Raw genomic sequence first — 12,770 nt, 5'->3', positions numbered from 1 at the left:
ATTAAGAATAGGAGGTAATATATTGGGTTCATACTATCATTCTTCAAACTCGTATAAAAAATGTTCATGTGACCATTCACATAAACGCAGCTGTCCTGCATACGGAACTTTTTGGCAAACTGAATTTATAACTGTTCCTTTTGGCGATCCTTTTCCATTTAATCACGTTGGACCTTTAGCAGGAGGCGTTTCCTTACTAAATCCTACTACTATACACTTTAGACAATTTGGTGATTATAGAGTTTCGTTCATTTCCAGTATTAATACTACTTTAAATCCTGTATTTCCACATATCCCAGTCATAACTATATTTTTAAATAACAATCCACTTGCTAATAGTCAAGGTGACTTCGCTATTCAAATGAATACTTCATCAAATAACGAATGTCTTCAACTCGTTGGCGAAACGATTGTTACAGTGCCTGCTAATTCAACTCTTCAACTTAGAAATAATAGTGGTTTTAATCGTCAAAGTATTGTAACTTGTGACAATGGTATAAATTCAGTTGAATTAACAGTTACAAAACTAAGTTAATATTATTTCTTTACATTCAGATGCTATTTCAGCATCTTTTTTTATTGAATAACAGTTTTCTTCGACTTTTATTATCTTTCATCACGCAAAAAAAGTGCAGAATTCTTTCTAACACAAGATTTCTGCACTTTTTTATTATACTTATTTATTCTTCCTTATTTCTCTACATAAACCGACTTAACAATCGTACGATTATATGATTTTCCTTCTTTATTCATCCCTTTTATATCCATCGTAACGTTATATACTCCCGGTTGTTTTATATCTTTCAAAGCACCTGTAAATGTATTCGTATTAACATTTTGTAATTCATTAAATTCAGAGACTAACTTACCTTCTTTATTAACGACTCTTACTGTTATGGAAAGATCCCCTTTCATTTCAGGTGCTACAGGTGATTTTTTCAGTTTATACTCAGGTTTATTTACTTTAACTTTTGTAGGCATTTGAAGAACAAATGGCGCGCCATCCTTGTAATCGCTTACAACTAAATATGCATCTTTCGACTGCTTCGCCATCATTTTGATTTTCCATTCGCCTACTTCCAATTTATCAAACTTAAATGTTCTAATTGTCGCCCCATTAAAAAAAGATTCGCCTTCACTAGTAGTTATAGCGCTATCTTTATTTGCATAGATTTTTCCTTTTGGAGATACCATTTGTACTTCAACATCAGAAGAAGCAGTTAGTACAGAAACTATTCCTTCAGCCTTTTTATCAACAGAAATACTTTGCTCTATCCACTGATTTTGTGGTAATTCGCCTCCTAAAATATTTTGATTTGAAGTTGTATTTAATTGTTCTAGATTTTCATTTGAACTAGTGCTGGATGCTACTAAAGCTGGTAATCCCACATTTGTCGTACGTAAATATGGTTCAATTCGTGCAAAAACAGCTGATCCTTTTCTTATATTGTCATGATCAAATCTGGAATCTGTAAATAAATGTGTACCGTACGATAGCTTGGCACTCCATTCATTTACTAGTCCATCATTTGAACCGTACGATGATAAATATAACCCACCCATAGATAATGCAGAAAATGTTGGCCCCCAGCTAGTTCCAGTAGCCGTATAGTAACGGTTTAATTTAGCTGCTGGGTTGTTATCTATTATTGAACGAAACTTTGCCATTTCACCTATTTGTAACGAGTACGTACCATCATCTTTTTGACCTAATATAGAAGCAAGCCACCCTGCCCACCAACTATATGACAAATCTGCTAAATTTGAGCCGTGATGCGGTGTAGCAAGTGTAATAACATTTCCAACAAATCGATTCGCACCATATTCAACTAATGCAGCTTGTGTATCAATTCCACCTTTACTATGCGCTACAATATTAACTTTCTTACCGAAATGATTATATATTTCTTCAAGTTTTTGTGCCAACAATTTTCCGTTATCCCACTGACTAGCCGAACCTTTCCCCGCTGCATCATACAATTGTATAAACACTGTTTGATAGCCTGCTTTTAAAGCATAATCATACATATCATTTATATCATGATATACTGTCTTTCCATACCAACTATCAGCATTACCATTTCTTCCTTGTACAAAGAGAATTGGCGGTTTATTCTCATCATAATTAGTAGGTTTTTGGCCTAAAAACCATTCTCCAGGTGTGAATACTTCTGTATCAGGAAACCCCTTTCCAAGCTCTTTTACAACTTCTGCCTGTACATTTGTGCTAATCGTTGGAGCCATGATAAAAAATACAATTAGTAAGGCCACGCATCTTCTCATCAGTCGCATATTACTCCCCCTATTTTTTTGAAAGAAGGTGTTCTTTATAATATTTTATATTTTCCCTTCCTTAATAATAGCTAATCTTTTATTTTAAAAAGATGTTAGCCCTATTTTTAGAAGGTTACTAGTTGTATACCCTCTTCCTTAACTCTCGTTATTCTCTTTGTTTCTACCTCTTCCTTTTGATAGAATACAACAAAAAAGTTTCTCAATAATTGTTAACTTAGCTACATCCAGATATTTTTTAAATCAATATTGTTTATATAAAGCATACAAATCTTGAAAAAATTTTAGTGAAAAAACATTTTATTACTAGTTAGTTATTTAAAAATATAATAAAGATATGTACTTTCTTTTCATTAAATACAAACTAATTTTAAAGGAGCTTATATTATAAGACTTTCCTACGATTAAAATTAAACTGAAATTTCAGAATAGACAATCGCATTTCCAGAAACATATATTATGATAATTTCCGCGCACTTGAATTAACTTTTTAGAAGTACTAACCTATCGGTGAGCAGAAGAAAATTCTGTAAAAAGAAAGGAGAATACTTTATGATGACCAATTTACAAAAGGAGTTTTTTAAACGCTTAAAAATTCCTGCAAAAGAAATAACATTTGATGATTTAGATGAAATTCTCTTAAAAATGGGAATGATTCTGCCCTATGAAAATCTTGATATTATGGCTGGTACTATTAAAAATATCTCAAAAGATAACTTAATAGAAAAGTTACTTATTCAAAAACGAGGTGGACTTTGTTATGAATTAAACTCCTTATTGTATTATTTTTTAATTGATTGTGGGTTTCAAGTATACAAAGTAGCCGGTACTGTTTATGATCTGTACGATAATAAATGGAAACCCGATGATGGTCATGTCATTATCATATTAAGTCATGAGGATAAAGATTATGTTGTGGATGCAGGTTTTGCATCTCATCTCCCTTTACATCCAGTCCCTTTTAACGGAGAAGTCATCTCCTCTCAAACAGGAGAATATCGAATTCGTAAGCGAAATACTCGAAAAGGTACGCATATTTTAGAAATGAGAAAAGGAGCTAACGGGGAATCTACAAGTTTCTTACAATCTGAACCTTCAAACGAATGGAAAATAGGCTATGCTTTCACTGTAGATCCAATAGATGAGAAAAAAGTGAATAACATTCAAAAAGTGATTGTAGAGCATAAAGAATCTCCTTTTAATAAAGGGGCTATCACTTGTAAATTAACTACTTATGGTCACATATCATTAACAAATAAAAATTATACAGAAACCTTTAAAGGCACTAAAAATAAACGACCAATAGAATCTAAAGATTATGCTCGCATTCTTCGTGAATCTTTTGGAATAACGCAAGAGAAATATGTAGGAAAAACACTAGAAAGAGGTTAGTTGACTACAAGTACTTCATAATAAAGCAGATTCTATATTTAGAATCTGCTTTATTTTATACTTTGTTATAAATTAATTTAATTTTGTTGTTACCCTTTAATTTTCAATTATATATTCATCATCATATTTATCGTATTGTAACCCTTTCCCTATCTTTGATTCTGTAACTTGATCTCTTAAAAACGGTGCAGCATCCATTTTGCTAGTTGCAATTTCAATTCCATATTTTTTCGTTAAATAAGCTAACTCTAGTAAAAACCACTCTCTTCGCAATGTAACTGGAATATCAAATGTTTTTCTTTTCATATATAATAGCACCTCTTTTATTTTCATAACTTAAAAACATCACTGGATGCACTTATTAAAACTACCTTTCACCGCTAACATCCAATGAAACATTATAGTATATGCATGTCCATTTCAAACGTGCTATCACAAATATGATATTTAAGTTTACATAATTATATTATGTAATAGTAGAAAAGGAAGGCATGTCCCTTCCCCTTCTACTATAGAGATTTAAATTAAGAACATCTTGGTACACCTAAAGCTAAAAATAAACCTGCTACTCCCGCAGTAATCGGTACTTTTAACGTAATAACATCGTCTACCTTCGTTACTAAAAAGTAAGCATTACCTTCTTGTAATATACAAGTTACCAACAATTGAAATTCCATTCAAATCTCCTCCTTTCAATCGATATACTATAATTTATGAAATCTCTTTCAAAACGTAATAGGATATATATCTATTTTTCCCTATATATAAAATAAATGTTTATAAGTCTAGTAAAAATATTAACTTTCTAAATTTATATAAAACGTGTAATATCCAATAAGTTCCTATATAATCAATAAGAAGAATCTTACAAATGGAGGTATGAAAATGACGATTTTAAGTAATATTGGTGCAGCTTTATTTTTTATTGCTTTTATTTTTTTAATCTTATGTATTATTTCATTCTTTAAGAAAAATGGAAAAGCAAAACAATATGGACGTCCTACCGTTATTCTTTTTATGATTTCTATTATATTAATAACGGCCGGTACAACAAAATCGGAACACCCCGTCGTCGAGTTTTTTTCTACTTTAAGTTTCATTCTATTTATATTCTTCCTTGTTCTAGCAATCTTATCTGTTATTAAGAAAACAGGTGTAGCGAAAAAACAATTTATTATTACAGCCGTATTATTTGTCATTTTTGTTGCGCTATCAGGTATTTCAGATTCTTCTTCTGAAAAAACGACAGCAACTAGTACAAAAGTTGCTTCTAACAATGAAGAACAGAAAGATAGCAAAAAGAAAAAAGAGGCGGACGAAAAAACTCAAAAGCAAGAAGATGAGAAGCGTCTAGCCGATGAACAAGCTCGTAAGCAAGAGGATGAAAAACGCCAGGCTGATGAACAAGCCCGTAAACAACAAGAAGAGCAAAAACGTCTAGCCGATGAACAAGCTCGTAAACAACAAGAAGAGCAAAAACGCTTAGCTGATGAGCAAGCTCGTAAGCAACAAGAAGAGCAAAAACGTCAGGCTGATGAACAAGCTCGTAAGCAACAAGAAGAGCAAAAAGCACAGCAAGCTCAAACACAACCTGCTTCAGGAAATACTAGTAGTGCATATTACAAAAATTGTGCCGCAGTTAGAGCTGCCGGGAAAGCTCCTCTATATAAAGGACAACCAGGTTATGACTCACATCTTGATCGTGATGGCGATGGAGTTGCATGTGAAAAATAGTAGTAAAAAAGAAGCTTCTAGTAAGCTTCTTTTTTATTATCAGAAACTATTATGACGAATTCCCTCTCCCTCTTCCTTTTATAAAACTCATTTGATTATCCTTAAAATTGACACATTATAAGTGATTTCAATCACCACATTGTTTTTCATTTATCGCTATTCTTAATTCAGATATTACATTTAAACTTTATGGAGGCATTCATATGGAACATACATTTACTGAAACTTCTATTGTCGGTGAGATTGTTACACAATTTCCGAAAGCTAGTAATCTTTTTAAATCATATAGAATAGACTTTTGTTGTGGTGGTAATAAACCACTTATTGATGCAATTCATGAAAGAAATTTATCAGCAACAGAAGTACTTACAGAATTAAATACACTTTATAATAATACGAAACGATTAAATGAATCTGAAATTGATTGGAAAAATGCTTCTTATCGTGAATTGATTGATTATGTTATAAATAAGCATCATCGCTATTTAAATGAAGAATTACCACAGTTAAGTCCGTATGTGACGAAAGTATTACGCGTCCACGGAGCAAGTCAGCCTCACTTAGCTCAAATTCATAAGCTATTTCACGAATTAAAGATGGAATTAGAACAGCATTTAATTAAAGAAGAAACAGAAGATTTCCCATTAATTTTAGAATTTGAACAAAATCCAATTGACGAAAACTATGTGAAATTACGTAAAGTAGTAGATGAGTTGGAAAATGAACATAACCACGCAGGCAACATTATTAAAGAACTTCGTAAAGTTACAAATGACTTTACTCCTCCAGAAGGAGCTTGCGGTACTTATCGACTTGTTTACCAACGTCTTGAAGCGCTAGAGTCTGATTTATTTGAGCACATTCATTTAGAAAATAATATTTTATTTCCACGTGCCATTACGAGAGCATAAATAAAGAGCAGGACATGAGTATACATACTTATGTCCTGCTCTTTCATTTGGTAAAGACTATACACATCCCTCTCGAATAAATCCGAATTTTAACAATTTGTGAATCATTATAAAAATGTGATAAACATCACATCTCTTCCTTTTTTGATTTTCTATAATAAAAACATAATCCTTTGTTCAACATTTCACAGAAAAAGGGGAAACGAAAATGAAAAAACGTTTAGTTATGATCGGAAATGGTATGGCTGGCATACGCTGTATGGAAGAAATATTAAAACATGATAGTGATTCATATGAGATTACTATTTTTGGAGATGAACCTCATCCAAACTACAACCGTATTATGCTCTCTCATGTTTTACAAGGCAAAACAAATATGCAAGATATCATTATGAATGAATACAGTTGGTATGAAGAAAACGAAATAACTTTGTATACAAATGAAAAAGTTCAAAGTATTAACCGAGAAGAAAAAATTATTATTACAGAAAAGAATCGTACTCTTACATATGACAAACTCATTATCGCAACAGGTTCTAGTGCTTTTATTTTGCCTGTAGAAGGTTCTACTCTTCCTGGTGTAACAGGATTTCGAACTATTGAAGATACACAATTTATGATTGATACCGCTAATGAAAAGAAAAAGGCTGTTGTCATTGGTGGTGGATTACTTGGCTTAGAAGCAGCACGAGGTCTTATTGACTTAGGGATGGACGTACATGTTGTTCATTTAATGCCAAACTTAATGGAGCAACAACTAGATACGAAAGCAGCTTCTCTATTACGCGAAGATTTAGAAGCGCAAGGCATGAAATTTCTAATGGAAAAGAAAACTGTAAAAATTCTTGGTACAGACCATGTTGAGGGCATTCAATTTGAAGATGGTGAAGTTGTAGATTGTGATTTAATCGTAATGGCTGTCGGAATACGCCCAAATACGCAAATAGCAAAAGATGCTGGTTTAATTGTAAATCGCGGTATTGTAGTCAATGACTATATGCTAACAAATGATGAGTCCATTTATGCAGTTGGAGAATGTGCAGAGCATGACGGTATCGCATATGGACTTGTTGCTCCTCTTTATGAACAAGGTGCGATACTAGCAAAACATATAACAAATTTACAAACTGATGGATATTCGGGCAGTATCGTCGGTACGCAATTAAAAGTTGCAGGTTGTGATTTATTCTCTGCTGGTCAAATTTATGAAGATGATCAAACGAAAGCAATATCCATCTTTGATGAATGTAAACGTTCCTATAAAAAAGTATTAATTCGTGATAATAAAGTCGTCGGTATCGTTTTATATGGTGACACAGCTGACGGTGCACGTCTCTTTAGCATGTTAAAGAAGGAAGAAGATATACAAGAATATACACCAGCTTCCCTTCTTCACAAAGCTGGTGAAGAAAGTGAATTTGACGTTGCTACAATGAGTGCGGATGACACGATTTGTGGATGTAATGGTGTTACGAAAGGTTCAATCGTTCACGCCATTTTAGAACAAGAGTTAACGACTTTTGAAGAAGTTAAAGGCTGTACGAAAGCCGCAGGTTCTTGTGGTAAATGTCGTCCACTTGTGGAACAAGTTTTATCTCATACACTTGGAGATGCTTTTGATGCCTCAGCGCAATCTGCCGGTATGTGTGGATGTACACCTTTATCCCGTGATGAAGTCGTAGCGGCCATTCACGAGAAAGGCTTAAAATCTCCAAAAGAAGTACGAAATGTTCTTGGTTTTGCACATGAAGACGGCTGTTCGAAATGCCGCCCTGCTTTAAACTACTATTTACGTATGGCGATTCCAGAAGAATATGAAGATGATAAATCGTCCCGTTTCGTTAATGAAAGAATGAATGGTAACATCCAGCACGATGGTACATTCTCTGTTATTCCACGTATGTACGGAGGCGTTACAACAGCTGATGATTTAATGAAAATTGCTGAAGTTGCGAAGAAGTATGATGTTCCACTTGTGAAAATTACCGGTGCAAGCCGGATTGGCTTATACGGTGTCAAGAAACAAGATTTACCTAACGTATGGGCTGACTTACATATGACTTCGGGATATGCGTATTCAAAGTCTCTTCGTAATGTAAAATCATGTGTTGGCTCTCGTTTTTGCCGTTTCGGTACGAAAGATTCATTAGGACTTGGTATGTTGCTTGAACAATCATTAGAAATGGTAGATACACCTCATAAAATGAAAATGGGTGTAACCGGTTGTCCGCGTAACTGTGCGGAAGTACTGACGAAAGATTTTGGCGTTGTTTGTGTCGAAAATGGATATCAACTTTATATTGGCGGAAATGGTGGTACAGAAGTACGTGAAGCTGATTTTGTAATGATTGTCTCTACTGAAGATGATGTCCTTCGCACCGCTGCAGCTTACATGCAATATTATCGTGAAACTGGTATTTACGGAGAGCGTACCGCCTACTGGACAGAACGTTTAGGCTTCGATCATATAAAAGAAATATTACAAGATGCAAGTATGGTTACTACGTTAAATGAACGTTTCCAAACAGCTCGTAGAACATATACGGAAGCATGGGGACAAGCACTAGAAACGAAATCATTAAAAGCGATGTATGAAGTAGAAACTGTGAAATAAGGAGCTGTGATCTAAATGATACAAACGAAAGAAAAAATAAAAGTTATGCGTGCGGAAGACCTTGCTATTCAAATCGGTAAAGAAGTACAAATGAAAGGTATGTCTATCGCCCTATTCCGCCTTTCAAATGGCGATATTCGAGCTGTAGAAAATCGTTGTCCTCATAAAAACGGACCGTTAGCAGAAGGGATTGTGTCTGAAGAATTCGTCTTTTGTCCACTGCATGATTGGAAAATCTCACTACTAACAGGTGAAGTTCAAAAACCTGATGACGGCTGTATTCAAACATACGAAGTAGAAGTTATTGACGGTGACATTTATTTATACATGTAATTTTCGAAAGGAAGCCTCCTCTGGCTTCCTTTTAAATAAAAATTGATGAGGTGCAATTATGAACGGATATGTATATTTAGTTGGTGCAGGACCAGGTGATGAAGGGCTTATTACAAAAAAAGCGATAGAGTGTTTAAAACGTGCAGATATTGTTTTATATGACCGTTTACTAAACCCTTTCTTTCTTAGCTATACAAAACAAACATGTGAACTTATGTATTGTGGAAAAATGCCAAAGAATCATATTATGCGACAAGAAATAATTAACGCACACCTTCTTCAATTTGCGAAAGAGGGCAAAATTGTTGTCCGATTAAAAGGCGGAGATCCATCTATTTTTGGCCGTGTTGGTGAAGAAGCAGAAACTTTAGCAGCAGCAAATATTCCATATGAAATTGTACCAGGCATTACATCTAGCATCGCCGCTAGTAGCTATGCAGGTATTCCCCTCACCCACCGTGACTACAGTAATAGTGTCACTTTATTAACCGGACATGCAAAAGGTCCCTTAACCGATCATGGAAAATATAATTCATCTCACAATAGCGACACGATTGCCTACTACATGGGTATAAAAAACTTACCTACAATTTGTGAAAACTTACGACAAGCAGGAAAAAAAGAAGATACGCCAGTAGCAGTCATTGAATGGGGTACAACTGGTAAACAGCGCGTTGTCACAGGGACACTGTCTACCATTGTTTCTATTGTCAAAAACGAAAATATTTCTAATCCTTCTATGACAATTGTTGGTGATGTTGTTACTTTGCGGAATCAAATCTCTTGGAAAGAACGTAAACCATTGCACGGCAAGAAAGTTTTATTTGCAGCTGCAACAAATAAAAAAAGCGCAATAAAGCAAAAGTTACAAGAGTCCGGTGCAGAAATATATCAAATTCCAACTTTCAAAAAGAAAGAATACACAGTAACCTCTGAACAAATCAATAAGATTTTTAACGTTGATCGTCTTGTATTTTGTTCCGCTGACAGTGTAGACATCTTAATGCAATCATGCAGTAAATATCATAAAGATATTCGTTCCTTACAGGCAGAACTTCAGTATATGAACCTTTCTATTCAAGAAAAGCTCATGCAATATGGATTGTTCAGTAAACCTGCGCAATTTTCTTCGAATTCAACGATTTATTTAGGACGAAACATTAACCGAATTGCTGTTATTCAAGAAAAAATTGGTGCTGGTTCCTATATGATGACTCATGAGTACACAATTGATCATCGCTTCGATGAAATTCATTCACGTATTCTTTCTGAATTCTCATGGGATAGCATTGTATTTGAAGGTCGTGCTTCTATTGATACGTTTCTAGCAGAAATAAAACGCCTTGGCTTTATCAATATTCTTACTCTCCCATTCTCGTATACCGACGTTCCAACTTTACACTATGCAAATAAAGTTGGGTTTCATAACGTAGATCATCAATTACAAGAAACTCTTATGAAGAAAGACATGGTGAGACAATGAAAGGAATTGTATATGTTGGACATGGAAGCCGGCTACAAGAAGGTAATGAACAATTCATTCAATTTATTCAATCTGTTATGAAAGAGCGAAACGAAAGAATTCAAAAAATAGCTTTTCTAGAACTAACGACACCTACTATTTCGGATGCAGTTACAGAAACGATAATAGAGGGAGTAACTGAAATAATGATTGTACCTGTTTTATTATTTGCAGCAGCTCACTATAAACGTGATATTCCTTTGGAGATAGCGAAAATGAAAAATCAATATCCACATATCTCATTTTCAGTTGTACAACCTTTTAGTACGCATCCGCATATGGTTGAACTTGTAGTGAAAAGAATACGTGAAACTATGCCAATGCAAGGTAGTAGTGTTTTACTCGTAGGGAGAGGTAGTAGTGATTTTCAGCCGATACATGAGTTACAACAAATCGGAGCAGCTGTCGAACAAAAACTCAGTCTACCATTATCATGCTCCTTTTTAACGAAAGGAACCCCCTCTTTTACTGCTGAGCTAAAGACTATAACATCAACTGCATCCCATGTATATGTCATGCCCTACCTTCTCTTTACCGGATTATTACTTCAAAAAATTAAATTGCATACAAAAAAATATAATCACGTCACGACTTGTAACTGTCTTCAGTTTGATACATATATGAAACTAACATTATTAGAACGAATGGAGGAATGCATATATGTATAACATGTACCCTCTTATGTTTAATCTACAAAATAAAGTTGTCATGATCATTGGTGGAGGTAAAATTGCATATCGAAAAGCGTCTGGATTAAAAGATACAGGCGCTTTCGTCACTGTTGTCAGCCCAGAAATTTGCGAGGAAATGAAGGAACTTCCTTATATTACTTGGAAACAAAAAACTTTTAGTAATGATGATATTAAAGATGCTCATCTAATTTATGCAGCTACAAATCAACATGCTGTAAATATGATGGTCAAACAGGCCGCTCATGATTTCCAGTGGGTTAACGTTGTAAGTGATGGTACAGCATCATCGTTTCACACACCTGGTGTCATTCGAAATGATGAATATGTTGTCACTATTTCGACTTCAGGTAAGGACCCATCGTTTACGAAGCGTATGAAACAGGAATTAACTTCTGTCCTTCCTAAACTTATAAAAAGAATTTCTCGTACTCATAAAATGGAATCTATCACTTAGCTAAAATAGGAATTAACTGTGAACAAACGTTTTTTAGAGACGTTTGTTCTTTTTGCTTTAGTTTCGTTTTTTAGGATCAGACAAACAATTGGACAAGAATCTGTGAAGAAAAATAACAGCAACAATTACGGACAAAAAAGCCGTTGCTTGAGAGCAACTGCTTCAATACAGGTTTTATATTGGATATTCATCCAACCAAATTAGCGCTTGTTCATAATCATCAAAAAATCTCACAGATTCTTTCGTATTAGATTGTTGTAAATAATCCATTATCTCCCCCTCTTCAAGGAGAAATGCAATTGCCTTACTGTTATTCAAAATGATTTCATTGAAGAACTTCTCTTTCCATACTTTTTGAACAGAAAAATGATTTGGCGTGTATCCTTTTCTATCCACCAACAATTTGTATTTCCGCCCTTCAGAAATGAATTGCTGACAAACCTGCTCAAAACCATTAAACCATTCATACACATCATCTGTTTTTATATTGCCAACTAGATGGGTAACAATTATATCTCCTGAAACTGTTGTGCTGATATTCTGTTTACTCAACTTGGAATCCCCCTTAGTTACAATTTTGCGGAAAAACCGCATAAAATCAATAAAGAAAAAATTCTTACTTGACGCTCCCACCCCACTGCTATCAAACTAAGCTCATGTAACGTCAATTATAAACGGAATTTTGTCTTTTTTCGCCAGTCTATATGTAGATGCTTTAAAGATTTTCATACGAAATAACCCGTAACGAGTTTCCTTTTTTTGAATTAAGCCACTTGATTATCAGACACGGTACAATTGTAAACGCCCCCCATATATCATAGACTGT

The 12,770-nt window shown here is 34.3% G+C and carries 13 protein-coding genes; 9 read left to right on the top strand and 4 right to left on the bottom strand.

All coding sequences use genetic code 11. The annotated features are described in order from the left end of the window. Positions 1–22: 22 nt before the first annotated feature. Positions 23–535: a hypothetical protein gene (locus V7S45_RS10250; RefSeq protein WP_000536148.1), complete on the top strand. Its 513-nt coding sequence runs from the start codon at positions 23–25 to the stop codon at positions 533–535. A gap of 155 nt (positions 536–690) precedes the next feature. Here the strand turns inward: V7S45_RS10250 and V7S45_RS10245 are convergent, their stop codons facing one another. After that, on the bottom strand, positions 691–2,292 hold the full coding sequence (locus tag V7S45_RS10245) for a hypothetical protein (RefSeq protein ID WP_025687367.1): 1,602 nt from the start codon (positions 2,290–2,292) through the stop codon (positions 691–693). Between the two features lie 552 nt (positions 2,293–2,844). On the opposite strand from V7S45_RS10245, the gene V7S45_RS10240 reads away from it, so the two are divergent. Next, entirely contained in the window at positions 2,845–3,684 is an 840-nt protein-coding gene (locus V7S45_RS10240; RefSeq protein WP_000988903.1) for an arylamine N-acetyltransferase, read from the top strand. Between the two features lie 96 nt (positions 3,685–3,780). On the opposite strand, the gene V7S45_RS10235 is transcribed toward V7S45_RS10240, so the two are convergent. Together V7S45_RS10235 and exsG are read right to left on the bottom strand one after the other, a co-directional pair. After that, positions 3,781–3,990 carry a hypothetical protein gene (locus V7S45_RS10235; protein WP_000824197.1) on the bottom strand — a complete coding sequence of 70 codons (210 nt, stop codon included), beginning with the start codon at positions 3,988–3,990 and terminating at the stop codon, positions 3,781–3,783. Positions 3,991–4,208: 218 nt separating this feature from the next. Beyond that, complete coding sequence (gene exsG, locus V7S45_RS10230) at positions 4,209–4,361, bottom strand: exosporium protein ExsG (RefSeq protein WP_000395679.1); 153 nt, start codon at positions 4,359–4,361, stop codon at positions 4,209–4,211. A gap of 208 nt (positions 4,362–4,569) precedes the next feature. Between exsG and V7S45_RS10225 the strand changes: the two genes are divergently transcribed. From V7S45_RS10225 to V7S45_RS10195, 7 genes are all read left to right on the top strand, one after another. Continuing rightward, positions 4,570–5,418, top strand: a complete 849-nt coding sequence (locus tag V7S45_RS10225; RefSeq protein WP_025688327.1) for an excalibur calcium-binding domain-containing protein — start codon at positions 4,570–4,572, stop codon at positions 5,416–5,418. Between the two features lie 203 nt (positions 5,419–5,621). Next, positions 5,622–6,329 carry an iron-sulfur cluster repair di-iron protein gene (gene ric, locus V7S45_RS10220; RefSeq protein WP_000401374.1) on the top strand — a complete coding sequence of 236 codons (708 nt, stop codon included), beginning with the start codon at positions 5,622–5,624 and terminating at the stop codon, positions 6,327–6,329. Between the two features lie 208 nt (positions 6,330–6,537). After that, positions 6,538–8,943: an NADPH-nitrite reductase large subunit gene (gene nirB, locus V7S45_RS10215; RefSeq protein ID WP_342761766.1), complete on the top strand. Its 2,406-nt coding sequence runs from the start codon at positions 6,538–6,540 to the stop codon at positions 8,941–8,943. A gap of 15 nt (positions 8,944–8,958) precedes the next feature. After that, positions 8,959–9,276, top strand: a complete 318-nt coding sequence (nirD, locus tag V7S45_RS10210) for a nitrite reductase small subunit NirD (RefSeq protein ID WP_025688323.1) — start codon at positions 8,959–8,961, stop codon at positions 9,274–9,276. A 58-nt stretch (positions 9,277–9,334) separates the two neighbouring features. Continuing rightward, positions 9,335–10,759, top strand: coding sequence for a uroporphyrin-III C-methyltransferase (locus V7S45_RS10205; RefSeq protein WP_001014946.1), 1,425 nt, complete (start codon positions 9,335–9,337; stop codon positions 10,757–10,759). Continuing rightward, positions 10,756–11,466 carry a sirohydrochlorin chelatase gene (locus V7S45_RS10200; RefSeq protein WP_342761765.1) on the top strand — a complete coding sequence of 237 codons (711 nt, stop codon included), beginning with the start codon at positions 10,756–10,758 and terminating at the stop codon, positions 11,464–11,466. Before V7S45_RS10205 ends, V7S45_RS10200 begins: the two co-directional genes overlap by 4 nt. After that, positions 11,459–11,944 (top strand): precorrin-2 dehydrogenase, encoded by a 486-nt coding sequence (locus V7S45_RS10195; protein WP_025688318.1) that lies wholly within the window; start codon positions 11,459–11,461, stop codon positions 11,942–11,944. The genes V7S45_RS10200 and V7S45_RS10195 overlap by 8 nt, the downstream gene beginning before the upstream one ends. A 174-nt stretch (positions 11,945–12,118) precedes the next feature. Here V7S45_RS10195 and V7S45_RS10190 read toward each other — a convergent pair whose 3' ends face one another. Further along, positions 12,119–12,538: an STAS/SEC14 domain-containing protein gene (locus V7S45_RS10190; RefSeq protein WP_088345929.1), complete on the bottom strand. Its 420-nt coding sequence runs from the start codon at positions 12,536–12,538 to the stop codon at positions 12,119–12,121. Positions 12,539–12,770: the final 232 nt, after the last annotated feature.

Origin of the sequence: Bacillus sp. BR3(2024), assembly GCF_039134555.1 — a bacterium.
Classification (GTDB): Bacteria; Bacillota; Bacilli; order Bacillales; family Bacillaceae_G; genus Bacillus_A; species Bacillus_A cereus.
Note: the sequence above shows the minus strand (reverse complement) of the source record. Positions and strands in the feature narration are given on the sequence as shown.